Annotated in this window: 24 protein-coding genes and 1 riboswitch; of the genes, 10 read left to right on the forward strand and 14 right to left on the reverse strand. The window is 72.9% G+C overall.

What is annotated here, in order from left to right:
• Positions 1-33: 33 nt before the first annotated feature.
• Genes ABD073_RS04695 through ABD073_RS04715 form a run of 5 tightly spaced genes read right to left on the reverse strand, consistent with a single transcriptional unit; the run spans position 34 to position 6,398 of the window.
• Complete coding sequence (locus ABD073_RS04695) at positions 34-2,154, reverse strand: cobalt-precorrin-6A reductase (RefSeq protein ID WP_343872708.1); 2,121 nt, start codon at positions 2,152-2,154, stop codon at positions 34-36.
• Positions 2,151-3,077 carry a precorrin-6A synthase (deacetylating) gene (cobF, locus tag ABD073_RS04700; protein WP_343872709.1) on the reverse strand — a complete coding sequence of 309 codons (927 nt, stop codon included), beginning with the start codon at positions 3,075-3,077 and terminating at the stop codon, positions 2,151-2,153. Before cobF ends, ABD073_RS04695 begins: the two co-directional genes overlap by 4 nt.
• The gene (gene cobO / locus ABD073_RS04705; RefSeq protein ID WP_343872711.1) at positions 3,074-3,679 is read right to left on the reverse strand and encodes a cob(I)yrinic acid a,c-diamide adenosyltransferase; all 606 of its coding nucleotides are present in this window, start codon (positions 3,677-3,679) and stop codon (positions 3,074-3,076) included. Before cobO ends, cobF begins: the two co-directional genes overlap by 4 nt.
• Positions 3,679-5,163: a cobyric acid synthase gene (locus ABD073_RS04710; protein ID WP_343872713.1), complete on the reverse strand. Its 1,485-nt coding sequence runs from the start codon at positions 5,161-5,163 to the stop codon at positions 3,679-3,681. Before ABD073_RS04710 ends, cobO begins: the two co-directional genes overlap by 1 nt.
• Positions 5,160-6,398 carry a cobalamin biosynthesis protein gene (locus tag ABD073_RS04715; RefSeq protein WP_386751657.1) on the reverse strand — a complete coding sequence of 413 codons (1,239 nt, stop codon included), beginning with the start codon at positions 6,396-6,398 and terminating at the stop codon, positions 5,160-5,162. The genes ABD073_RS04710 and ABD073_RS04715 overlap by 4 nt, the downstream gene beginning before the upstream one ends.
• Positions 6,399-6,421: 23 nt before the next feature.
• Between ABD073_RS04715 and ABD073_RS04720 the strand changes: the two genes are divergently transcribed.
• From ABD073_RS04720 to ABD073_RS04730, 3 genes are all read left to right on the forward strand, one after another.
• Positions 6,422-6,985: a histidine phosphatase family protein gene (locus ABD073_RS04720; RefSeq protein ID WP_343872716.1), complete on the forward strand. Its 564-nt coding sequence runs from the start codon at positions 6,422-6,424 to the stop codon at positions 6,983-6,985.
• Between the two features lie 71 nt (positions 6,986-7,056).
• A riboswitch (cobalamin riboswitch) is annotated at positions 7,057-7,180 on the reverse strand.
• A gap of 447 nt (positions 7,181-7,627) precedes the next feature.
• Entirely contained in the window at positions 7,628-8,476 is an 849-nt protein-coding gene (locus ABD073_RS04725; protein ID WP_343872718.1) for an undecaprenyl-diphosphate phosphatase, read from the forward strand.
• 64 nt (positions 8,477-8,540) lie between these two features.
• Positions 8,541-9,434 carry a DMT family transporter gene (locus ABD073_RS04730; protein ID WP_343872720.1) on the forward strand — a complete coding sequence of 298 codons (894 nt, stop codon included), beginning with the start codon at positions 8,541-8,543 and terminating at the stop codon, positions 9,432-9,434.
• 50 nt (positions 9,435-9,484) lie between these two features.
• On the opposite strand, the gene ABD073_RS04735 is transcribed toward ABD073_RS04730, so the two are convergent.
• Entirely contained in the window at positions 9,485-9,901 is a 417-nt protein-coding gene (locus ABD073_RS04735) for a rhodanese-like domain-containing protein (protein ID WP_343872721.1), read from the reverse strand.
• Positions 9,902-9,974: 73 nt separating this feature from the next.
• Between ABD073_RS04735 and ABD073_RS04740 the strand changes: the two genes are divergently transcribed.
• Positions 9,975-11,195: a glycosyltransferase gene (locus ABD073_RS04740; RefSeq protein WP_343872722.1), complete on the forward strand. Its 1,221-nt coding sequence runs from the start codon at positions 9,975-9,977 to the stop codon at positions 11,193-11,195.
• Between the two features lie 456 nt (positions 11,196-11,651).
• On the opposite strand, the gene ABD073_RS04745 is transcribed toward ABD073_RS04740, so the two are convergent.
• Together ABD073_RS04745 and ABD073_RS04750 are read right to left on the reverse strand one after the other, a co-directional pair.
• Entirely contained in the window at positions 11,652-12,059 is a 408-nt protein-coding gene (locus ABD073_RS04745; protein ID WP_343872724.1) for a VOC family protein, read from the reverse strand.
• A 338-nt stretch (positions 12,060-12,397) separates the two neighbouring features.
• Entirely contained in the window at positions 12,398-12,961 is a 564-nt protein-coding gene (locus tag ABD073_RS04750) for a TetR-like C-terminal domain-containing protein (protein WP_343872726.1), read from the reverse strand.
• A gap of 346 nt (positions 12,962-13,307) precedes the next feature.
• Here ABD073_RS04750 and ABD073_RS04755 point away from each other — a divergent pair, with 346 nt between their 5' ends.
• Entirely contained in the window at positions 13,308-14,201 is an 894-nt protein-coding gene (locus ABD073_RS04755; protein ID WP_343872727.1) for a DMT family transporter, read from the forward strand.
• Here the strand turns inward: ABD073_RS04755 and ABD073_RS04760 are convergent, their stop codons facing one another.
• Positions 14,202-14,597 carry a DoxX family protein gene (locus tag ABD073_RS04760; RefSeq protein ID WP_343872728.1) on the reverse strand — a complete coding sequence of 132 codons (396 nt, stop codon included), beginning with the start codon at positions 14,595-14,597 and terminating at the stop codon, positions 14,202-14,204. It abuts the gene before it with no gap.
• Positions 14,598-14,835: 238 nt separating this feature from the next.
• Here ABD073_RS04760 and ABD073_RS04765 point away from each other — a divergent pair, with 238 nt between their 5' ends.
• The 3 genes from ABD073_RS04765 (at position 14,836) to ABD073_RS04775 (ending at position 17,020) form a co-directional block, all read left to right on the forward strand.
• Entirely contained in the window at positions 14,836-15,711 is an 876-nt protein-coding gene (locus ABD073_RS04765) for an endonuclease domain-containing protein (RefSeq protein ID WP_343872729.1), read from the forward strand.
• 90 nt (positions 15,712-15,801) lie between these two features.
• On the forward strand, positions 15,802-16,098 hold the full coding sequence (locus ABD073_RS04770) for a hypothetical protein (RefSeq protein ID WP_343872730.1): 297 nt from the start codon (positions 15,802-15,804) through the stop codon (positions 16,096-16,098).
• A 148-nt stretch (positions 16,099-16,246) separates the two neighbouring features.
• A complete protein-coding gene (locus ABD073_RS04775; protein ID WP_343872798.1) occupies positions 16,247-17,020 on the forward strand; it encodes an HAD-IIB family hydrolase in 774 nt (257 codons plus the stop codon).
• Positions 17,021-17,078: 58 nt separating this feature from the next.
• Here ABD073_RS04775 and ABD073_RS04780 read toward each other — a convergent pair whose 3' ends face one another.
• The 3 genes from ABD073_RS04780 to ABD073_RS04790 all read right to left on the reverse strand — a co-directional run bounded on the left by ABD073_RS04780 (position 17,079) and on the right by ABD073_RS04790 (position 18,597).
• The gene (locus ABD073_RS04780; RefSeq protein WP_343872731.1) at positions 17,079-17,384 is read right to left on the reverse strand and encodes a DUF2316 family protein; all 306 of its coding nucleotides are present in this window, start codon (positions 17,382-17,384) and stop codon (positions 17,079-17,081) included.
• A gap of 25 nt (positions 17,385-17,409) precedes the next feature.
• Entirely contained in the window at positions 17,410-17,553 is a 144-nt protein-coding gene (locus ABD073_RS04785; RefSeq protein ID WP_343872733.1) for a hypothetical protein, read from the reverse strand.
• Between the two features lie 432 nt (positions 17,554-17,985).
• Positions 17,986-18,597 (reverse strand): LysE/ArgO family amino acid transporter, encoded by a 612-nt coding sequence (locus ABD073_RS04790; RefSeq protein WP_343872736.1) that lies wholly within the window; start codon positions 18,595-18,597, stop codon positions 17,986-17,988.
• A gap of 69 nt (positions 18,598-18,666) precedes the next feature.
• Between ABD073_RS04790 and ABD073_RS04795 the strand changes: the two genes are divergently transcribed.
• The gene (locus ABD073_RS04795) at positions 18,667-19,536 is read left to right on the forward strand and encodes a LysR family transcriptional regulator ArgP (RefSeq protein ID WP_343872737.1); all 870 of its coding nucleotides are present in this window, start codon (positions 18,667-18,669) and stop codon (positions 19,534-19,536) included.
• A gap of 1 nt (position 19,537) precedes the next feature.
• Here the strand turns inward: ABD073_RS04795 and ABD073_RS04800 are convergent, their stop codons facing one another.
• Together ABD073_RS04800 and ABD073_RS04805 are read right to left on the reverse strand one after the other, a co-directional pair.
• Complete coding sequence (locus ABD073_RS04800; RefSeq protein WP_343872739.1) at positions 19,538-20,542, reverse strand: aldo/keto reductase; 1,005 nt, start codon at positions 20,540-20,542, stop codon at positions 19,538-19,540.
• Positions 20,543-20,780: 238 nt separating this feature from the next.
• Positions 20,781-22,463: an NAD(P)/FAD-dependent oxidoreductase gene (locus ABD073_RS04805; protein WP_343872740.1), complete on the reverse strand. Its 1,683-nt coding sequence runs from the start codon at positions 22,461-22,463 to the stop codon at positions 20,781-20,783.
• Positions 22,464-22,732: 269 nt separating this feature from the next.
• On the opposite strand from ABD073_RS04805, the gene ABD073_RS04810 reads away from it, so the two are divergent.
• A complete protein-coding gene (locus ABD073_RS04810; protein WP_343872741.1) occupies positions 22,733-23,380 on the forward strand; it encodes an NAD(P)-dependent oxidoreductase in 648 nt (215 codons plus the stop codon).
• Positions 23,381-23,410 lie beyond the last annotated feature (30 nt).

The following is a 23,410-nucleotide window of genomic DNA, read 5'->3' on the forward strand; positions in this document are numbered from 1 at the left end:
GCCTGGCCGGCGGCACCGGGAGCTGGAGCGTGCTCAGGGCAGCTGCCAGAACCACTGCGTGATGGTGCGGGCCGGCGTCCAGCCGGTGAAGCGGCCCAGGGGTGCCGAGCTCTCCAGACTGATCCGGGTGAGCTCCCCACCGTGCTCGCCGTGCAGCCGGGCCAGCAGCAGCTCGCTCTCCAGGGTCACCGCGTGCACCACGATCCGACCGCCCGGGGGCAGGGCCGCCAAGCAGGCCTGCACCACGCCCGGCACGGTCGCGCCGCCGCCGATGAAGACCGCGTCGGGAGCATCCAGACCGGCCAGCGCTTCAGGCGCGGCACCCTCGACGACGCGCAGCCCGGGCACGCCCAGCGCGGCCGCATTGCGCGCCGCCCGCGCGGCCCGCTCCGGGTGGGCCTCCACCGCGGTGGTGCGGCAGCTGGGGTGGGCTCGCATCCACTCGATGCCCACCGAACCCGACCCGGCCCCGACATCCCACAGGTGCTCGCCCGGCTGCGGCTGCAGCCGGGCCAGCGCCGAGGCGCGGATGTCGCGTCGGGTGATCTGGCCGTCGTTCTCGAAGGCCTCGTCGGGCAGCCCCGCCGACCAGCCGACCAGCGCCTGCGGACCGGGACCGCACTGCACCGCCAGCACCGCCAGCCGCGGAGAGGCGCCCTGCCAGTCCTGTGCCCGGCCGCTGCGTCGTGACTCCTGCGGCGAGCCCAGGTCGCCCAGCACGGTGACCTCGGCTTCGCCATGGCCCACCGCCACCAGCAGCGCGGCCAGCCGCTCGGGCGTGGTCTCGTCACTGCCCAGCACCAGCAGCCGACGACCGGGTGAAAGCTCGCGCAGCACCAGCTCCAGCGGTCGGCCCACCACGCTCACCACGGCGCAGGACTCCGCCGACCAGCCCATCCGGGCCCGGGCCAGGGCCACCGAGCTGGTCGCGGGCCAGACCTCCACCCGATCGGCGCCCAGCAGGTCCACCAGCGTCGAGCCGATCCCGGAGACCATCGGGTCGCCGGAGGCCAGCGCGACGATGCGGCGCCCGGCCAGGCCGTCGAGCAGCGAGGGCAGGTTCTCGCGCAGCGGGCTGGGCCAGGTCAGTTGTTGCTGGCCGGGGGTCTCGGGCAGCATCGCCAGGTGACGGGCGCCGCCCAGCACCACCTCGGCGCCCAGCACCCGCTCACGGGCGGCCGAGGGCAGGCCCTCCCAGCCCTCGGCCCCGACGCCCAGGACCAGCAGGCGTGGGGAATCCGGTGTGGGCGGCGGTTCTGGGGAGGATGGCAGCGTCGGGTCAGGGGCCGTGGGGCTGCCGGACCCGTCGACCTGCCGCGGCTCGGTGATGCCGGGCGCGGTCTCGGGTGCCGACGGCTGGGGATCCTGCTCCGCCCCACCGTCTGCCCACCTCGCCTCTTCACCATGCGTGCCGGAGGCGAGCGCCAGCACCCAGTCGCGGGCGGCCGTCACGTCGTGGACGGTCTCGACGCCATCGGCGGGGTCGGGGCGTCGCACCACCACCACGGGCAGCCCGAGCTGGGCGGCGGCCTGCATCTTCGGCCAGGTGTAGCTGCCGCCGGAGTCCTTGGTGACCAGCACGTCAGCACCGTGCTCGCGGATCAGCGCCAGCTCGCCGTCGAGGCTGTACGGCCCGCGGCTGGTGACCAGGCGCCAGGCCTCGGGCAGCGTCAGGTCCGGCTGCTGCACCACCCGCGCCAGCACGGCCAGCTCGCCGAGCGCCGGGACGAAGCGGGCCAGCTCCTGGCGACCCACCGTGATGAAGGGGCGACGGCCCAGCGTCGCGGCCAGCTCGGCGGCCTGATCGTGGTCGTCGGCGAGGTGCCAGGCCTCGTCGACGGGCCAGCCCGGCCGCTCCAGGCGCACCAGCGGAAGCCTGCGCCCGTCGGGCAGCGGGTCGGCGCAGGCCAGCGCGGCATGCCGGCTCATCCCTTGCGCGAACGGATGGGTGGCGTCGACCACGGCGTCGAAGTCGGCCAGCGCCCGGCGCAGCCCCTCGACCCCGCCGAAGCCACCAATCCGCACCTCGCCCACCGGCAGCCGGGGCCGGTCCACCCGCCCCGCCAGCGAGCTGACCAGCTCGACGCCGGTGCCCTGCAGCATCGCCGCCAGCTCGCGTCCCTCGCTGGTGCCGCCCAGCAGCAGGAGCCTCATCGCCGCTCCTCAGGGGCCGATGCGCCCAGGGTGCCGGGGGCTGGGTGGGTTCGGGGCACCGATGCCTCCGCGACCGGCTGCTCCGCGGATTCCCGCGTACCGCCCGGGGCTGCGGACTCCTCCGGGCTGGCCGGCAGCGCCGATTCATCCGGGGCGCGCACCAGCGCGATGTCCATCACCCACCCGTCCTGCTCCAGCGCCGCCCGACGTGCCTGGCGCACCTGGTCGAGTACCTCGTCGATGCGCCCGGCCACCAACCGCTCGCCGTCACAGCCCAGGTTCGCCGCCCACCAGATCTGCCAGTCGGCCAGACCGGCCAGCTCGTCCAACGTCCGCTCGCTGCCCAGCATCACCACCACATTGCGCTGCCCACCCTCGACGGCCTCGCGCAGCCGTCGCGCCGAGGTGAGGTGCACCGGCTCGCCCACCCGGTGCAGCACGATCCGGTGCCGCGCCGCCAGCAGCTGCGGGGCGCTGATCCCCGGCATCACGTCCCAGTCCACACCCAGCTGGCCGGCCAGCTGCTCGGCCAGCCGCACCATCGAGTCGTAGAGCGAGGGGTCGCCCCAGGCCAGCAGCGCCGTCCGTCCGCCGCGCTCGCGCAGCGCCGCCGCGATCCGCTCCACCCGGGCCCGGTGCCAGTCCGCCACCGCCGCCAGGTAGTCCGACGGGTCGCGGTCCCGCGGCGGGTCCGGCACCACCACCAGCTCGACGCCGTGCTGCTCGGCCACCAGCCGTCGCACCGCCAGCTGCTCGTCGGCCTCCCGGCCCGCGTGCGCGCCCGGGGCCGCCGACTTGTCCAGCGCCACCACCTGGTCGCACTCGCGCAGCGCCGCCGAGACCTCCGGCGTCACGTGCTGCGGACCCATCCCGATCCCCAGCACCCGCAGCGCCGGCGCCGTGGCGTGCAGCTCCGGGGTCACCACTCGATGCCCGCCTGGCCCTTGGCGCCGGTGTCGAAGGGGTGCTTCAGCTTGGTCATCTCGGTCACCAGGTCGGCGGCATCGATCACCTGCTGCGGCATCCGGCGCCCGGTCATCACCACGTGCTGGGTGCCCGGCCGCTCGGCCAGGGTCTGCAGCACCTCGTCGACGTCGAGCCAGCCATTGGCCAGCACATAGCTGAACTCGTCGAGCACGTAGAGGGTGTGGGTCTGCTCGGCCAGCTGCTGCTTGATCCGCTCCCAGCCCTGCCGCGCCAGCTCGGTCTGGTCCACGTCCTGGGTGGCGCGCAGCCAGGTCCAGCCGGCGCCCATGGCATGCCACTCGACGGGCCCGCCCTGGCCGGTCTGGCGGTGCACCTCGTCGAGGGCGGCGAAGGCGGCCTTCTCGCCGGTGCGCCAGTTGGGCGACTTCACGAACTGGTAGACACCGATCGACCAGCCCTGGTTCCAGCCGCGCAGCGCCATCCCGAAGGCCGCGGTGGACTTGCCCTTGCCATCGCCGGTGTTGACGATCAGCCGTGGTTGGCGGCGCAGCTGGCGCGTGGTGAGCTTCGGGTCGGTGGTGGGCGGGGTTCCCTGCATCAGTCCTCCTGGGATCGGGTGGTGAGGTCCAGCAGCGCGTCGACGTCCACCTGGGACTCGAGCGCATCGGCGAGCGTGGTGATCATGGCCTCGCGACGTTCTGCGTAGCCAGGGGCGTCCGGCCAGGGCCGCCAGGGGTGGCCGGCATCCTGCGCGACGCGGGCCAGCCAGCCGCGACGGAAGGCGTCGTGCTCCAGGGCGCCGTGCCACAGCGTTCCCCAGGTGGCGCCGACCCGCCAGCCGTCGAGGAAGGGTTCGGGCCGTTGCTCCGATGGCAGGTCCGTGAGACCGCGGTCGGTGCGGCTGACGATGCCGTGGTGGATCTCGTAGCCCTGGGTCGTGAGGCCCTGCCAGCTGCCCGAGGGGCGGGCCAGCACCTTGTCGGCGCCGAAGTCGGTGCGTACCGGCAGCAGGCCCAGCCCCGGCACCTCACCGGTTCGGCTGCCCTCCACCTCGTCGGCCACCAGCTCACCGAGCATCTGGTAGCCGCCGCAGATGCCCAGCACCGGGCGGCCCAGGGCGTGGCGGCGCAGCACCACCTCGTCGAGCCCCAGGTGACGAAGCCAGGCCAGGTCGTCGGTGGTGGCGCGGGTGCCGGGCAGCACCAGCAGGTCGGCCTCCAGCGCCACCTGCGGATCGGCGGTGACCTCCACCCGCACGCCCGGCTCGGCGGCCAGCGCGTCGACGTCGGTGGCATTGCTGACCCGGGGGAAGCGCAGCACTGCCACCTGCAAGGGGTTCGTGGTCTGTGCGCCGCGGCCCCAGCCGCCGATGGCCAGGGCGTCCTCGCTGTCCAGCCAGACCCCGTCGAGCCAGTTGAGCACGCCGAAGCTGCGCAGCCCGGTGCGTCGGCTGATCTCGGTCAGGCCGGGGGCCAGCACCTCGGGGTCACCGCGGAACTTGTTGACGATGTAGCCGGCCAGCAGTGTCCGGTCGGGCTCGTCGAGCAGGGCCCAGGTGCCGTAGAGGCTGGCCAGCATGCCGCCCCGGTCGATGTCCCCCACCAGCACCACGGGCAGGTCGAACTGCCTGGCCAGCCCCATGTTCACGTAGTCGCCGACGCGCAGGTTGATCTCCGCGGGGGAGCCGGCGCCCTCGCAGACCACCAGCTCGTGGCGCTGCTCCAGTTCGCGGTAGGCGGCGAAGGCGGCCTCGGCCAGGTGACGACGGCCGGTGGCGTACTGGCCGGCCTCCAGCGTCCCGTCGGGCTGACCGCGCAGCACCACGTGGGCGCGACGGTCCGTACCCGGCTTGATCAGCACTGGATTCATGGCGGTGCACGGCTCCACCCCGGCCGCGGTGGCCTGCAGGTACTGGGCGCGGCCGATCTCGCCGTCGCCCACCACCATGGAGTTGTTGCTCATGTTCTGCGCCTTGAAGGGCACCACGTCGATCCCGCGCCGCGCATAGACCCGGCACAGGCCCGCCACCACCAGCGACTTGCCCGCATCCGAGCTGGTCCCGGCCACCAGCAGCCCGCTCATCGTGCCTCCCGGGTCATCCACGTCGGGCGCGGCCACGCCTTGGTGCAGCAGGCCCGGGCCATCCCCGGAAATCGACCGCCCGATGGGGTCATCCGGCCCCTGCGGTGGGCGCGGGGGCGTCGAGCGGCGGATTTCCGGGGCAGGACGAGAAGTGCCGGGGCCGGCGTCGATTCGTGGGCGCCACCGGCCCGGCCCCACGGAGCTGATCCGGCAGCGGGAATGCCGGAGACACGCCCCAGCCCCGGAAATTGACCCGTCGATGCGGCCACCGGGCCGCCGAGGAAGGGGCGGGGGCGTCGAGCGGCCGGTTTCCGGGGGACCGCGAGCAGGGCCGCCGCTGCCAGGGCTGTGGCCGCCCACTGGATGCGACATTCGAGCCGGACGCCCGCCCGCAGGTCGGCCGCGGTGGGACGTGGCCCGTCGCCGAGCAGGCCGCGATGCTCCACGCGCCCACCCGGATAGACATTGCGGCCGCCCAGCTGCACGCCCAGGGCGCCGGCGAAGGCTGACTCGCACCAGCCGCCGTTGGGGCTCGGGTGGTCATGGGCGTCGCGTCGCATCACCTGCCAGGCCCGGGAACGTCGTTCCCCGGCCAGCAGGCAGGCCAGCGCCCCGGTGATCCGGGCGGCGGGCCAGCAGGCGGCGTCGTCGAGACGCGCGGCGGCCGTGCCGAAGTGCTCGTAGCGCTCGTTGTGGTGGCCCACCATGGCATCGAGGGTGTTGATGCCGCGGTGCAGCAGCAGCCCCGGGACCCCCGCGAGGGCGCCCCAGACGAGCGGGGCGACCACCGCGTCGGCCGTGTTCTCCGCCACCGACTCCAGCGTCGCCCGGGCCAGCTCCGGCTCGTCGAGCTCGTCGGACAACCGCCCGCACAGGTGGCCCAGTCGTGCCCGGGCCGAAGCCAGGTCGCCGGCTGACAGGTGGTCGGCCATCACGCGCCCCTCCCGGGCCAGGCTCGCGCCCCCGGTGACCGCCCAGGTGGCCAGGGCCGTCGTGGCCACCCGTGCCAGCGGATGGCGTCGGCCCACGGCCTCCGCCGTCAGCCCGAGCGCCGCCAGCGGCGCCAGGCAGAGCGCCACGTGCAGCGCCCCGGCGGCACGGTCGTCGCGCCAGGTGTGACGCTCCAGCCAGGCCGCCCAGCTGCCGAACCAGGCCACCGGGTGGTGGTGCTGCGGGTCAGGCACCAGCCGGTCGGCGGCGGTGCCCAGCGCCAGGCCCACCGCGCGCCCGATCATCGGGCCCCCACTAGGCTCGACGCATGGACCTGCTGCTGGTGCGCCACGGACAGAGCACCTGGAACCTGGAACGACGGCTGCAGGGCCAGACCATGGACGTGCCGCTCACGGCGCTCGGCCAGCAGCAGGCGCGCCAGGCGGCCGATGAGGTGGCCCGGCTGGTGCCGCAGGGCACCCCGGTCCTCACCAGTGACCAGCTGCGCGCCCGGCAGAGCGCCGCTCTGCTGGCGGCCCGGCTGGGCAGTCGGATGGTGGAGACGCCCCTGCTGCGGGAACAGGGCCTGGGACGGCTGGAGGGGCTGGGCCTCGACGAGCTGGTGGCCGAGCCGACGCCGCCGGGCCGCCACGTCACCGAGGTGGCCTGGGGTGGCGGGGAGTCGATCGAGCAGGTGCACCACCGCTGCCGGAACCTGCTGGCACTGCTGGCGCGTGAGCACGCGGCGGCCGACGCGCTGGTGCTGGTGAGCCATGGCGACCTGATCCGCTGCCTGCTCAACGTGCTGGACGGCCGGGGTCACCGCGAGATGGAGTGGCCTGCCGTCGCCAACGGGCAGGTGCTGCGGCGCACCTGGGGCGCGGCTGGCTGAGGCTGGCGGCATCGTCGTCCTTCGTCAGCGGCAGAAGGACGGGGGACCGTCCGCCCCTCGGCCGGGAGCGGTTCTGGCGCCCACCACCAGGCGACCGGGCTCGTCTCCTTGGGGAGCATCACCGTTGCGGGACAGCGCCGGATTCTGACCGGCTTCGCTGGTACTGGGCACTGGCCCTGTGGCCAGCAGGAACACCATAGCGAGAGCTGGCACCGGCAGCGCGGGTAGGCGCCCCCCGCCCCGGAAATCGACCTCTCGATGCGCCGAGCGCCGCCGGCCGCGCGGGGGCTGGGGACCGGCACCTGATCGAGCGGTCGTTTTCCGGGGAATGCCCGGTCGGCCTCACGGGGCGCAGGGTGCGGCAGTGGCCCGACCGGTGTCCGGGTCGCGGCCAGCGGCTGCGGGGCAGGGGTGCGGCGCAGGTCCAGGTCGCCGCGGGACCGGAGTGCGGTGCAGGGCCAGGCCGCCTCTGGACGGGCCTCATTCCCGCCTGGCCAGCACTTCCGCGTCATGGCCGGCGCCCTGAGGCTGCGCTGCGGTCAGTCTGTGCGGGGCCTGAGCGGGGTTCGAGAGCCCAGTTGATCCCACTTAATGTGAAACGCGGTCGGTCCCGACGGGCGGGACGGCCACGGAGGAGATGACATGACCTGGTGGCAATCGATCATTCTGGGCATCGTCGAGGGAGTGACCGAGTTCCTGCCGGTGTCGAGCACGGGCCACCTGACGATCGTCGAGAAGCTGATGGGCATGCCCATCGAGGACCCGGGCGTGACCGCCTACACCGCGATCATCCAGATCGGCGCCATCCTGGCCGCCGTCATCTACTTCTGGGGAGACATCGTGCGCATCGTGAAGGCCTGGTTCGCCGGCCTGCGCAACGAGTCGAAGCGTGACTCCGACTACAACATGGGCTGGGCCGTGATCGTCGGCACCGTCATCACCGCCGGCATCGCCCTGCTGGGCGAGAACCTGATCACCGGCGCCCTGCGCTCCATGTGGGTGGTGGCCACCGGCCTGATCGTCTGGTCGATCGCCATGTTCGCCGCCGACCGCTACTCCGCCACGCTGGACAGCTCCAAGCAGCGCAGCCTCGACTCCATCACCTGGAAGGACGGCGCCCTGCTCGGCCTGGTGCAGTGCATCTCGCTGGCCCCCGGCGTCTCCCGCTCCGGCGCCACCATCGTCGGCGGCCTGTTCAGCGGCCTGGACCGCCTGGCCGCCACCAAGCTCTCCTTCTACCTCGGCATCCCGGCGCTGACCGCCGCCGGCCTCTACCAGGCCGCCACCGAGGCCTCCAACGTGAGCCACACCATCGGCTGGGGCGTCGTCGCGATCGGCACCGTGGTCAGCTTCTTCGTGGCCTACGCCTCCATCGCCTGGCTGCTGAAGTTCGTGGCCAGCAACACCTTCACCAGCTTCGTGGTCTACCGCGTGCTGCTCGGCCTGGCCATCTTCGGCCTGCTCTTCGGCAACGTCATCACGGCCAACTGAGCCGTCGACACCAGGAACCGCGTCCCGTCCCGGGGCGCGGTTTCGTCGTCCCGAGAGGAGCACCATGACCGACCGGAGCCGCGCCGTGCTGGCGCTGGTGACCTCGATGGTGCTCTTCGCCGCCAGCTACACCATCACCAAGGTGGCGCTGGTGGACCTCGGCCCGATGACCCTGGGCACGGTGCGCTTCCTGCTGGCCACCGTGCTGATCGCCGGCTGGTTGGCCCTCACCCGCGGCTTCCAGCGCCCCACCCCGCGCGACGCGCGACAGCTCGCCCTGGGCGGCCTGCTGGGCGTCACCGCCTACTTCGCGCTCGAGAACCTGGGCGTGGCCTGGTCAACCGCCACCGACGCCACCCTGCTCTCGGCCGCCTTCCCGGCCGTGATCGCCATCGCCGACGTGCTGCTCAACAAGGCGCGGATCAGCCCAGCCGGCTGGCTCGGCATCGTGCTGGCGATGCTGGGTTCGGTGGCGATCGTGCTCGGCCCGGCGCTGCTGGGCGGGTCGCTGGCCACCGGTGAGGCGCCGCGACGTCTCTGGGGTGACCTGCTGATCCTGCTGGCCGCCGTGGTCTGGGCGCTCTACACCTTCGCGACGCGCGAGGTGGTGGGGCGCTACTCGTCGTGGACGACGGTGCTCTGGCAGGACGGGGTGGGCGCGCTGGCCTTCATCCCGCTGGCGCTGACGGAGGCGCACACCTGGCACGCGCCGCGCCACCCGGTGGCCACCATCAGTGCCGTGGCCGTGCTGACCGTCGCCTGCTCGGTGCTCGCGATGGTCTGCTATGCCCTGGCCGTGCGCCACCTGCCCACCGCCGTGGTGGCCGCATCGATCAACCTGGTGCCGCTGTTCGGGCTGGTGATCGCGCTGCTGGTGCTGCACGAGGCGGTGGTCTGGCCGCAGGTGGCGGGTGGCCTGGTGGTGATCGCCGGGGTGCTGCTCACGCACCGCGGCTGAGCACCCGGTGCTCGGACCCGCGGCCGGGTCTCCCGGCGGGGGCCCTCGGTTCAGCGCTTTTCGCGACGCTCCACCGGCAGCCCGGCCTGCTTCCAGCCGCTGAAGCCGCCGGCCAGGTGGGCGACGTCGTCACGGCCCATCCGGGTCAGCACCTCGGCCGCCAGCGCGGAGCGCCAGCCGGAGCCGCAGTAGAGCACCAGGCGGCGCCCGTCGTCGAGCTCGGGCTTGTAGTAGGGGCTGGCGGGGTCGACCCAGAACTCCAGCATCCCGCGCGGGGCCAGCCTGGCGCCGGGGATCATCCCCTCGCGCTCCACCTCGCGCACGTCACGGATGTCCACCAGCAGCACGTCGGGGCTGTCGAGCAGCGGTTCCACCTCCTCGCGCTGCAGCGTCGTGATGCCTTCCTCGGCCTGCGCCACCAGGTCGGCGGCGGAGGTGGTGAGCGGGCTTCCCGGGGTCCTGGCCATGGTTCGTCCAATCGTCACGTCGTCGTGGTCACGACGATCCCAAACCGACGGCCCGGCCTGCAAGGATGCGGCCATGCGCATCGCGGCGATCAGCTATGGCACCGAGGGCGACGTGCGCCCCATGCTCGCCCTCGGTCGTGAGCTGGCCGCCCGGGGTCACTCGATGGTGCTGGCCGGCGACGCGGCCGGTGCGCCGCTCGCCGCGCAGGTGGGCGTCGACTACGTGCCACTGGGTGGTGACCTGCGCCAGCGGATCGCCGGGCCGGGCGAGATGGGTGACGTGGTGCGACGCGGCGCCCTGGCGCTGAGCGGCATCCGGCCGGTGCGTCGGTTGCTCGACGAGCACCTGCACCGCTGGACCCTGGACCTGGTGGAGGCCGCCAGCGATGCCGACGTGGTGCTCTCCAGCGGGCTCTCGCTGCCGGCCGGCTTCACCGCCGCCGAGGCGCTCGGCCTGCCGGTGGTGGCCACCTTCTTCCAACCCTTCGCCGCCAGCCGCCGGGCCAAGAGCGCGATGCTCCCGCCCGCGGTGCCCGCGCCGGTGCAGGGCCCGCTCTTCCGGCTGGGCAACCGTGTGGCCTGGAATGCCATGCGGGACACGGTGAACTGCTCGCGCTCCCGGTTGGGCCTGCCGTCGCGACGCACCGTCTGGCGCGACTACCGCCAGCTCGGCGCCTGGTCACCGACGCTCGCCCCGCAACCCGGCGAGGAGGTGTGCGTGACCGGCCAGTGGCGGCTGGAGACCGGTCAGGACTGGCAGCCCGACGAGGCGCTGGCCGCCTTCCTGGCCGACGGGGCGGCGCCGGTGCACATCGGCTTCGGGTCGATGGCGGTGCCGCAGCGGGTGCTGACCGAGGTGGTGGCCGGGCTCGACGGGCACCGCGCGATCCTGGCGCCGGGCTGGTCGACGACACTGCCGACGGACCTGCCCCGCTCGGTGCACGTGGTGGGCCCGGTGCCGCACGACTGGCTCTTTCCGCGGGTGCGGGCGGTGGTGCACCACTGCGGTGCGGGCACGAGTCACACGGTGGTGCGGGCAGGGGTGCCCAGCATTCCGCTGCCGATCACCGCGGACCAGCCCTACTGGGGCGATCGGCTCCATCGGCTGGGGCTGGGTACGCGTCCGGTACCGGCCCACCGGGTCACCGCCGCCCAGGTGCGCTCGGCGCTGGGACAGGTCGACGATCTCGCCCCCGCGGCGCGTCAGGCCGCCCAGCAGATGGCCGTCGAGGACGGTTGCGGGGCTGCGGTGGCCGAGCTGGAGCGCATCGTCGGCCAGACGCCGCGGTCCTGACCCGTGGCTTGATCCGCAGGCCAGCCCCGCCAGTGGTTGGTGGCGGACCGGATGGCGCCGATCAACGCTCCGGCATCCGCGCCGATTGCGACGGGGCGGGGCGGTGGTCTTCCGGCCGCCCGGCCCTGGAGGCGCTGCGAGCCTGGAACCCTTGGTGGTCGTGGTGCGGCACCTGCGGCGGTTGGCTGGTCCCGCCGCACCGGATCGCTGCGGGGGGCGACTCGGAATCGTGTGTGCATGGGGTTGTGGATGCACACCTTCCGAGACCTGCAACCCTGCGCGGCAGATCCGGACGGCCTGATCTTCTCCGCGCGGTCCGCAGCGATGGCCGGCTCCCCGTTCGCCACCCATCCGCACCGGATTTCGGCGGGAAGCTGCTCGGATGGCTACCCCGCGTGCCGCCGCTGGGCGCCCGGGGCAAGGCGGTGAGCCGGGTCCAGGCCTGGCGTCAGGCAGTCAGATGCTGAGGTCCTGGGCGATCTCCCAGGAGTGGCCGTCGGGGTCACGGAAGCTGGCCGTGCGCATCTCCCACGGCTGGTCCACGGGGCCCGTGTCGAAGCTGACGCCGCGCTCGGTGAGGATCTCGACGACGGTGTCGATGTCGTCCACCCAGATGCTGAGCTGGCTGCGCAGGCCGCTGCTGCGGTCGCCCACCGGAGCCGGGGTGACCAGCCGCTCGCCCTCGGAGCTGAGCAGCAGGTTCAGCACCACGCTGCCCAGGTTGTAGCCCAGCGACTGGTCGTCCATCCACTGCGGCTGCTCGTCGAAGGTGCGCGAGTAGAACTCGCGCGAGGCCTCCAGGTCCTCCACCAGCAGGGTGACGGCGGACAGGGCGGGCGTGAAGGACTGCTCGGGGTTGGGCATGGCCCACAAGATATCGGGCGGGGTGCACGTCTGAACCACTGACCGTCCCGCGGGACGGACGTCCCGCTACCTCGAGGATGCCCGAATCCTGTGCTCACAGGGATGCCCGGCGGGCTTGCGCAACTCGCCCAGCACAAGGCCGATGCGGCAGGCACGTCCAGGGCACGGATCCGCGGCCACGGCGATCCGAGGCCGCTGTGCCGCCCAGCACTACGATCCCGCAGGGAGGTCTGGTGACCGTCCCGGCAGCCCCCGCGTCGCTGCCCTCAGGGCCGCCGGGCAGCGCGGCGGCGAGCCGTTGCTGGCACGCCTTCTGCGGACCGCGGGCCGCGGCCGGCTCAACGGGTGAGCAGCGGGAGCACCACCAGGTCGGTCAGTTCCTCGATCCGTGCCGTGGTCACCGGTCCGCCGTCCAGGTCCTCGGCCACCAGCATCCGTGGGCCCACCGAGAGCACCAGCGGGTCCATTGCGCGGGGCCTGGCCTCGCCGCGCGCCACTGCGTCGGCGACGACCTGCACCCACAGCTGCTGGCGTGGCACCATCACGGCGCTGAGCGCCCGCTCCACCAGCTCGGGGTCACGGGGGCGGGAGGCCATCACCGGACGCAGGGCGCGCCCCGCATCGGTCTCGAGATCGGCGGCCTGCCCGCTCAGCAGGAAGATCACGTCCTCGCGCAGGCTGGTGCCGGGCGGCTCGCGCAGGGCCGGCGAATGCTCGCTCGCCGCCACCAGCGCGTCCACCACGAGGTCCGCGAGACGGCCGTCGCCGCCCAGTACCTCGTCGGGGCGGCAGCCCACCTGCTCGGCGATCGTCGCCACGTCGAGCCCCTCCCAGCCCCGGGTGGCCAGGTGGTGCAGCAGGGCGGCGTGGACCCGCCCGGTGCGCTCGTCGGAGGTGGGCATGCTTCCACGCTAGGTCAGCCGGTTGCCCGAGGGGAGTCCTCGGCGGGGTGCACAGCGGACTCTCATGCGATGCTCAGCTGCCGTCAGGAGCGCTGCTGGCCAGCACCTAGGCTCGTCGGGTGAATCCCTCCTGCACGCACCTTCGGACCGACGGCGCGGGCCGTCCTGCCAGCCAGCCGGCCCCCGCCCCCGTCGCGGACACGGCCGGTGGGCTGTCGGTCCGTTGGGTGGTGCACACCGTCGGGCCGGTCCCCACCCGTGGCCGGGAGCGTGCGTGGGCAACCGGCAGTACCGCGGCGCCCGGTTGCTCCGGCGCGAGCGGCACGGATGTCCGGGGACTGGCCCGGTGAGCAGCGCCGCCGAACCGACCCGCGGCCTGCGGAACCTGGCGCTGGCAAGCCTGGTGCTGATGGCGATGCTCTGGGGATCCACCTTCTTCTCCATGAAGGGCCTCACCGGCCGGATGGCCGTGCCCGACCTGCTCGCCGTGCGCTTCCTGGTGGCTGCACTGGCCACCGGCCTGATCGGCTGGCGCGCCTGGCGGATGAGCCGCGCCACCCTGGTGCGTGGCGTGGTGATCGGCGCCATCTACGGCACCGCGCAGCTGGTGCAGACCACCGGGCTGGCGCACACCGCCGCCTCGGTCTCCGGTTTCGTCACCGGCCTGTACGTGGTGATCACGCCCTTCCTGGCCGCCTGGCTGCTGCGCGAGCGGATCCTGCCGGCCACCTGGCTGGCGGTGCTGCTGGCCACCGTCGGGCTGGGGCTGCTGACGCTCGACCTCGAGGCGGGCCTCCGGACCGGGACGGGCGAGCTGCTCACCCTGGTCAGCGCCGTGATGTACGCGGGCCACATCGTCGCGGTGGACCGCTGGTCCACCGGCTCCACGGCGATGAGCCTCACCGTGGTGCAGATGGCCACCGTCGCGGCGGTCTGCAGCCTGGCCGCGCTGCCCGGCGGCATCCAGCTGCCACCCACCGCGGGCGACTGGGGCCTGATGCTCTACCTGGCGCTGCTGGCCGGCGCCCTGCCGATCTTCCTGCAGGTCTGGGCGCAGAGCGTCGTGGAGTCCTCGACGGCGGCCGTGCTGATGGCCGGCGAGCCGGTCTGGGCCGCGGTCTTCGCGGTGCTGCTGGGCGGCGAGCTGCTCAGCTGGCAGATGGTGGTGGGCGGTGGGCTCACCGTCGTCGCGATGATGCTGGTGATCCAGGCGCCCCGGTGGGCCGCCCGCAGGGCCTGACTACTTCTTGCGGCGGTCCATGGCCACCATCAGCAGGCCACCGATGATGGCCGCATTGGCCATGAAGCTGCTGCTCTCGTGCATCTTCTTGCCCGGGTCGGTCTGCTCCCAGAAGGGGTGACCCACCACATTGGTGGGCACCAGCAGGCCGGCCAGGGCGAGTGCGGAGGTGCGAGGCATGATGCCCAGCGCCATGGCGGTGCCCGCCGCCACCATCCCGGCGCCGTTCGCGGTGACCAGGTCCTTCCCGTCGACCGGGAGGTCCACGCCGTACTTCTCCTTGGCCCGCTCCACCACCGGGCCGAGTGCTGCCGGGTTCTTGAGCTGGTTCATGCCGCCACCGATGAACACCGAGGCCAGCAGGCCGCGGGCGACGAACTTCACGGGATTGATCATGTCGTCCTCCTTCGCACGGGAATGCCTCGACCATAACCGTCGCCCACGAAGGCCTTCCGGGCGGGTCCCCGGAAAACGACCGCTCGACGAGCAGCCCTTGGCGAAGCTCCGCGGAGCCCGGCGGGGCCCATCGCATCGAGCGGTCGGTTTCCGGGGCGAGCTGTCCACAACCCCCGCGTCGAGGCGCGGGCTGTGGATGGATGAGGAATCCTGGCCCTGGGCGTCCACAGTCCAGGGCATGAGAGCTGTCGACGAGGCGCGGGCCCTGCTGCGGCGAGGAGTGGTGCGGCGGCGCGAGCACCCGCTGCTGGTCGGCGCCCTGGAGTGGCTGCAACGCCAGGGCGAGGCGGTGGCCGTGCTGCCCGGTGTGCTGGTGGCCAGCGGCGCGGCGGGTGAGCTCGCCGCCCGGGTTGCGGCGGTGCGCGCCTGGGACCCGGATGCGGTGGTCACCGGGCTGGCGGCGGCCAGGCTGGGCTACTGGCCCGAGGCGTCGGTCGGTGAGGTCGTGGTGCTCACGCGACGTCGCCCCCGGCCGCGTCCCGGTTTCCGGTTCGTGCGCGCCACGGTGGACCCGGAGCACGTCACCGAGGTCGAGGGGGTGCGGATCACCTCACCCACCTGGACGGCGCTGTGGCTGGCGGCCCAGGACGAGGGGCGAGCCACCGACGAGGCGCTGCGCGCCCTGCGGACCAGCCCGGCTCGGCTGGCCGAGGTGCTCGAGGACCTGCGCGGACGCCGCGGCACCAGGATGCGGCGCTTCGTGGTGGCCAACAGCCGCGAACGCCCCTGGTCGCCGGCTGAGCGCACCATGCACCAGCTGCTGCACCGCGCGGGGATCGGCGGCTGGCACGGCAACTGGCGCATCGCCGTCGGGGGCCGGGCCTTCTACGCCGACATCGCCTTCCCGGAGATCAACCTGGTCCTGGAGTTCGACGGCTTCGAGTCCCACAGCCGCCGCGAGGTCTTCCACGCCGACCGTGAGAAGGCCCTGCTGCTGATGCAGGAGGGGTGGTTGGTGGTGCGCTTCAGCCACACGCAGCTGGCCGACCCGGAGCTCTTCCTGGGCTTCGTGCGGCAGGCCATCGCCATGGCGAGGCGGTTGTGCGCTAGCTGACGAACTGTTGAGCAGAAGGGCATTGCGGGGGATCGCCGGGGGCTTGTGGATGATGATGGTCGTACTCCGAACTTCCCCTCGAGGAGAACGATGCCCAAGCCACTCCAGCTGGCCTGCTGCGCGATGGCGCTGGCGGGCGGTGTGCTGCTGGCGACCTCCAACCAGGCTTTGCCGGGCGCGGCGGCCGCCGATCCCGCGCTGCGGCCCGCGGTGCAGGTGCCCACCACGGCCGGCCTGCCCACCGCGCGCCCGCTGCCCACCGCCACGGTGCCGGGGCAGGCCCGGGCCGGGTCGGTCTGCCGTGCCGGCCAGCAGGGCCTCGAGATCGACGGGATCAGCTGCATCGCCACGGCCACTGGGCTGCGCTGGACCGCCGCCACGCGCTGAGAGCGCGCTGAAGGAAAACTGTCCACGAGCTGCGAACCCGCTGGTCACGGGGCGCAGCACAGCCTCCTGGACGGTGCCCGCCGGTAGGATCCTGGGGTGCGCGACCGCGCTCGACTTCACACCTCGGGGGAGCCCTGTGACCACCACAATGCCGGAGCCCGGCGACATCAAGATCGTCGCCTTCGACCTTGACGACACCCTGGCCGAGTCCAAGTCCGCCGTGCAGCCGGAGATGGCCCGCACGCTGACCGACCTGCTGGCGGTGCGCCCGGTCTGCATCATCTCGGGCGGCCGGCTCGAGCAGTTCCAGAGCCAGGTGCTGGCCAACCTCCCCGAGGATGCCGACCTGCGCAACCTGCACCTGATGCCCACCTGCGGCACCCGCTACCTGCGCTTCGAGGACGGTGACTGGGTGGAGGTCTACAAGCATGACCTCGACGAGGCCGACAAGCAGGCCGCCATCACCTCGCTGGAGCGCCGCGCCAAGGAGCTCAACCTCTGGGAGACCGACGGCCGGGTGCAGGGCGACCGCATCGAGGACCGCGGCAGCCAGATCACCTTCTCCGCCCTCGGGCAGCGAGCCAGCGTCGCCGACAAGCACGCCTGGGACCCGGGCAGCGTCAAGCGCAACGCGCTGCGGGAGGCCGTCGCCGCCGATGTGCCTCAGCTCGAGGTGCGCGCCGGCGGCTCCACCTCCATCGACATCACGATGAAGGGCATCGACAAGGCTCACGGCATGCGCGAGCTGGAGCAGCAGACCGGCATCCCGCAGGCAAACATGCTCTTCGTCGGCGACCGCCTGCAGCCCGGCGGCAACGACTACCCGGTGCTGGAGATGGGCATCGCCTGCCAGGCCGTCGAGGGACCCCAGGAGACCCTGGCCTTCGTGCAGGACCTGGTCAAGAAGTTCCAGCAGGCCTGATCCACCGCGAAGCGGCCGTCCCTTTCCGGGGCGGCCGCTTCGTCGTGCTGCAAGGGATTCAGAGGCGCGGGGTGGGCGCCTGGGCCAGACCGAACCAGGCGTCAGCCGCAGCGCGCGCCGGCTCGGTCATGGTGGCCCAGGGACGTGGGGTGCGGCCGCGCAGCCGGACCGCCGCGTCGAGGTAGTCGCGCAGCAGCCAGACCCGATCCGACCGGACCCCCGGATCCATGGCCACGATGGCGGCCAGCTCGTCGGGCTCCATGCCCAGGTCCTCGCGGAAGTGGTGCTCCTGCAGCTCGGCGAGTTCCAGGTTGGCGCGGAACTCCTCGGCCGTGCGGCGACGCTGGGACTCGTCCAGGGACATGACTTCCTTCGATCAGGGGTGCGGATCAGCGAGCCTGGGGCGACGGCGCCGGGCAGGGCGCGCCCTCGCAGCACGGGCGGATCCAGCCGCACCCGTCGCAGCGCTCGTGGGAGGTCTCCCAGCGCATCAGGGTGCCGCAGTTGGGGCAGGGCTCGGTGAGGTCGGCCATGCCGGCGAGACTACCCGCTGCTTCCTCGTCGCAGCCGGCCCGGACGGTGTCCGGGCCCCGGCCGGCCACCGGATCCTCTGCGCGCGGTCAGCCCGGTCCCGGCAGGGATGCACACGGTCTCGCATGGCGGGCTGGCGGCGGGGCCGCCATCGTCGAACGGTCTGCTCGGCGCCCCGACAGCGGCACCGTCCACGCGCCAGCCACCCCGCGCCGCCCTGACGCGACGCGCGCCCCGGAAAACGACCGCTCGATCCCCAGTCTGTCCGGGTCCGAGGCGGGAGCGGGTCCAGCCGCACTGGTCGAGAGGTCGATTTCCGGGGTTCGGTGCGGTGCTCACTGGCTCGCCAAGCCCGCGGCGGGGGCCAGAACGGGGGAGGGAAGGCGGCGGGCAGAGGGGGAGGCGGAACGGCCCCACCTCCGGGCATGGTGGGATCAGCCGGCCGTGGGGCCGGCGTGGAGCAACAGGCTCGCGGCCACCGCCAGCATCACCAGGCCGATCACCACGTCCACCACCCGCCAGACCGAGGGGCGACCCAGCGGCCCGGACAGGGCACGCGCCCCGAGTCCCAGGACGACGAACCAGACCAGTGAGGCGGTCATGGCGCCCGCCGCGAACCACCACCTGAGCCCGCCATGGCTCGCAGCGATGGAGCCCAGCATCACCACGGTGTCCAGGTAGACGTGCGGGTTCAGCCAGGTGACGGCCAGCACGGTTCCCAGCACCGACGAGCGGCTGCGCGGCGCCTCCAGCTCCAGCGCTCCCGGCCGGGCGGCGGCTCGGAAGGAGCCGATCGCGCACCAGAGCAGGTAGGCCGCGCCCACCCAGCTCAGCACCCGTAGCGCACCAGGATGGGCCCCGGCCACCGCACCCATCCCGGCGGTCCCGGCGCTGATCAGCACCAGGTCACCCAGCGCGCACACCGCCACCACGATCCCGACGTGCTCGCGTCGCAGGCCCTGGCGCAGCACGAGACCGTTCTGGACGCCGATCACGACGATCAGGCTGAAGCCGGTGAGCAGGCCCGTGACCCAGGTGGAGAACATGGCCCTGACGCTAGGCAGCACGCCCACATGAGGCAAACGATGGAATCTACGGATCGTTAAGCTGGGCTTGTGAACAGCGAATGGCTACGGACTCTGGTCGCCGTCATCGACGAGGGCAGCTTCGAGGCGGCAGCCGACGAACTCCATGTCAGTGCCTCCGCCGTGAGCCAGCGGATCAAGGCGATGGAGTCCCACCTGGGTCGGCTGGTGGTGCGTCGCACCCTGCCCTGCACCGTCACCGAGGCCGGCGAGCAGCTGCTGCGCATGGCCCGCCAGGTGCTGCTGCTGGAGGACGAGACCCTCGCAGAGCTCACTGCCCCGCAGGCCGCCGGGGTGCTGCGCGCCGCCGTGAACGCCGACTCGCTGGCCACCTGGTTCCGGCCCGTCCTCACCGAGGCTGCCGGCTGGAGCGATGTCACGCTGCGCCTGGAGGTGGAGGACCAGGACCATTCCTCGGCCCTGCTGCGCCGCGGCGACGTGATGGGCGTGGTGACCTCGCAGGCTGGCGCGGTGACCGGCTGCCGCCAGGAGCTGCTGGGCCGAATGCGCTACCTGCCGGTGGCCGCACCGAGCCTGGTGGAGCGCCATCGCCGGGGCTCGGAGGTGGACCTCGCCACGCTGCCCGCCTTGCGCTACAACGCCAAGGACGACCTGCAGCTCGCGCTGCTGCGTCGACGCGGGATCGACGTGGTCCCGCCGCAGCCCCAGTTGCCCGGCTCGGAGGCCTTCCTGGCCGGTGTGGAGGCGGGGCTGGGCTGGGGCATGATCCCGCAGGTGCAACTGGGCGACGCGCTCGAGACCGGCCGGCTGGAGCTGCTCTGCGACGAGGTGCTGGACCTGCCGCTCTACTGGCAGGCCTGGCGGATCGAGTCGACGCGGGTCAGCCGGCTGGGCGAGGCGGTGCGCCGCGCCGCCCGCGCCGGTCTGCTGCCCGGCTGAGTCAGAGGTTGGTCATCCGTTCGGCCTCCTCGGCATAGCGGCCGCCCTCGATCTCGATCTGGCCGATCGCCTCGGTGAGCTCGTCGAGGTCCGCCTGCTCGATCTCGACGTCGGCGGCTCGCAGGTTCTCCCGCAGCCGCTCCGGCTTGCGGGTGCCGGGGATGGGCACGATGAAGGGCCTGCGGGAGAGGAGCCAGGCCAGCGCCACCTGGCTCGGCTCGATGGCCTGCTCCTGCGCGACGCGTCGCACCAGCTCCACCAGCTCCAGGTTCCGGGCCAGCGCCTGGGGCTGGAAGCGCGGGATGGTGGTGCGGATGTCGTTGCCCTGCTCGAAGGTGGTGGAGCTGTCCACGGTGCCGGTCAGGAATCCTTTGCCCAGCGGTGAATAGGCGACGAAGCCGATGCCCAGCTCCTCGCAGGTGGGCAGCACCTCGGCCTCCGGACGGCGCCACCACAGTGAGTACTCGGTCTGCACGGCGGTCACCGGGTGCACGGCGTGGGCCCTTCGCAGGGTCTCCGCCGAGGGTTCCGACAGGCCGTAGCCCCTGATCTTGCCGGCCTGCACCAGCTCCGCCAGCGCGCCGGCGTACTCCTCGATGGCGATCTCGGGGTTGATCCGGTGCTGGTAGTAGAGGTCGATCCGGTCGGTGCCCAGGCGTTGCAGGCTGCCCTCGCAGGCGGTGGCCACCTCATCGGGGCGCAGTCGACGCTCCAGCTGGCGCCCGGCCCGGTGGTCGATCTCCCAGCAGAACTTGGTGGCGATCTGCACCTTGTCGCGCACCTCGGCCAGCGCCTCGCCCACCAGCTGCTCGTTGTGGCCGGCGCCGTAGACCTCGGCGGTGTCGAAGAAGGTGACGCCCATCTCCACGGACCGGCGCAGCAGCCGGACCATCTCCTCGCGGTCGGGGTGGTCCGAGTAGCCGCCACTCATGCCCATGCAGCCGAGCCCGAGGATGGAGACCTCGAGGGCGCTGGATCCGTGGCCGAGTGTGCGCTTCTGAAGCATGCTGGCTCCTTTGCCGGTGGGGCCCAGCCTAGGAGGTCAGGGCGGTACTGGGGAGAGGGGCCGCGCCCCTTCCCCGGAAATCGACCGCTCGACGAGCCCCGGTCAGGCATGCCAGGCGCGGGCTCCACAGGCTCGCTCGATCGAGAGGTCGATTTCCGGGGCCGGCGCCAGGTGGCGGCCGCTGCGAGGAGGTGGCCGTCCGCTGGCCAGGTCGGGGCCAGTCGCGGGGGCCGTCGCCTCAGCGCTCCTGGAGCTCCAGGAAGGCGTGCACCAGCGGCACCGCTGCGGCACCCTCGCCGGCGGCCGAGGCCACCCGCTTCATCGAGCCCGACCGGGTGTCGCCCACCGCGAAGATCCCGGGTACCGAGGTCTCCAGGTTGGCCGGCGGCCTCCCGTCGGTCCAGGCCTGCCTGGGGGTGTCCGCCCCGGTGAGGACGAAGCCGTGGTCGTCGAGCGCGATCTGCTCCGGCAGCCACTCGCAGTGCGGGGCCGCGCCGATCAGCAGGAAGAGGCCGTCGGCGTCGATGTCGGTGGTGGCGCGGGTGCGGGTGTCGCACAGGGTCAGCCACTCCAGGCGGGCATTGCCGCCGCCGTCGCAGACCTCGGTGTGCCCGCGGACCGTGATGCGCGGGTTCGCCTCGATCTCCCGGATCAGGTAGTCGGACATGGTGGCGCTGAGGTCCGGGCGTCGCACCGCGATGGTCACCTGGCGGGCGAACCGGGCCAGGTGGACGGCCGCCTGACCAGCGGAGTTGCCGCCACCCACCACCACGGCATGGCCGCCCTCCAACTCGCGGGCCGCCGTGGTCACCGCGCCGTAGTTCACACCGCGCCCCACCAGCTCCTCCAGGCTCGGCACGCAAAGCCGACGGTAGGTGACGCCGGTGGCAATCACGACGCTGCGGGCACACAGGTCGCCGCCGTCGGTGTGCACCCGGAAGCTGCCGTCCTGCTCGCAGGTGATGCCGGTGGCGGGCCAGCCGGTCCAGAAGCGGGTGCCGAAGCGGATCGCCTGCGAGCGGGCGCGTTGCGCCAATCGCATCCCGGAGATGCCGCGCGGGAAACCCAGGTAGTTGCGGATCATCGACGAGGTGCCCGCCTGGCCTCCCACCGCCTCGGCCTCCAGCACGTGGGTGTCCAGGCCCTCCGAGGAGGCGTAGACCGCCGCACCCAGGCCGGCCGGCCCGGCGCCGACGATGACGACGTCGGCCACCCGCTCGGACCCGATCTCGTCGGGACGGCCGTAGAACAGGGCCGCCACCTCGCGCACGCTGCTGGGGGAGAAGGGCTCGCCGAACTGGGGCGCGAAGAGCAGCGGCAGCGTGATCTCGCCCTCGGGAGCCTCCGCCATGAGCTTCTGCCCCTTGGGCGAGTCCGGCGGCACCGTCTTGTAGGGCATGCCGGTGCGGTGGAAGTAGTCGCCCAGGGCCAGCGCCAGGCCGTCGTGCGGTTCCGCGACGATCACGACGTTGGCCACCACCGCCGGCCCCACCATGGATCCCCAGTCCGACAGGTACTCGGTGACCGCGGTGTGGAACTCCTCGTCGCGCACGCCCCGTGGCATCAGCAGATAGGCGTCGAAGAGCTGGCGTGCCGCGTGCCCGCGCAGCACCGGCGCGAGGGTGGCGAAGTTGCCGAAGTGGGTGACCACCAGGCGTCGCGAGGTGGGCACCAGCAGCCGCCACTGCTCGAAGGCCTGGTCGATCTCGTGGTCCGGCAGCGGGCACTCGGCGACGATCATGGCCACCGCCACTTCCTCGGCAAGCAGCCGCTGGATCAGCGCGGTGCCCTCGTCGAAGCTGGTGGCGGCATGGAGCTCGTAGTCACGGGCGTATCGGCCGAACTCGTCGAGCAGGTGCTCCGAGTGCTCGGCGCTCACCAGGACGATGGCGGGAGGGGGCGGGACGAACGGCTGCTGCATCGAGGCTCCACGTGGCTCAGAGGGTGAGAGGAGCCTAGCCCCCGGAAATCGACCGCTCGATGACGAGCGAGCTGGCGTGCAGGCGGGGGAGCGACGGGCGGTCTGCATCGAGTGGTCGATTTCCGGGGTGCAGGTGGCGCCAGGGCCGGTCGGAGCCCCCGAGGGCCAGGCCCACGCCCCACCAGGACCGGGAATTCCCGACCAGGGCGACTCGTTGTACCGGGGGAGAGCCGGCGATCGGCGCCGGCGCAGGTCGAGGGAGTTCTGCGATGAAGGTCTTCGTGATCGGGGCGCACGGGAAGGTGGCCCTGCTGGCCATGCCACTGCTGGCCGAGGCCGGCCACGAGGTGAGCGGCGCGATCCGCAACCCCGCCCATGCCGACGACGTGGCCGCCACCGGCGCCACCCCTGTGGTGGCCGACGTCGAGGCGCTGTCCACCGAGCAGCTCACCGAGCTGCTGCGCGGCCAGGACCTGGTGGTCTGGTCAGCAGGCGCGGGCGGTGGCGATCCCCAGCGCACCTACGCGGTGGACCGTGACGCGGCGATCCGCAGCATGGACGCCGCCCAGGCCGCGGACGTGGCCCGTTACGTGATGGTGAGCTACTTCGGCGCCGGGCCGGACCACGGGGTCAGCCCGGACAACTCCTTCCACGCCTATGCCGAGGCCAAGGCCGCCGCGGACGAGCACCTGCGCGGCACCGAGCTGGACTGGACCATCCTGATGCCCAGCCGGCTGACCCTCGAGGAGCCCACCGGCCAGGTGGACGCCGAGGCCGCCAGCTCCGGTGAGGTCTCCCGCGGCAACGTGGCGCGGATGATCGCGGCCGTCGTCGAGCACCCGGAGGGCACCGCGCGTCGCGAGATCAGCTTCAACGACGGCAGCACCCCGGTGGAGCAGGTGGCCCGGCAGGCCTGAGCCGGCCTCAGAGCAGGGGCGGGACAGACC

It is taken from the genome of Luteococcus peritonei (genome assembly GCF_039526385.1).
Taxonomy (GTDB): Bacteria; Actinomycetota; Actinomycetes; order Propionibacteriales; family Propionibacteriaceae; genus Luteococcus; species Luteococcus peritonei.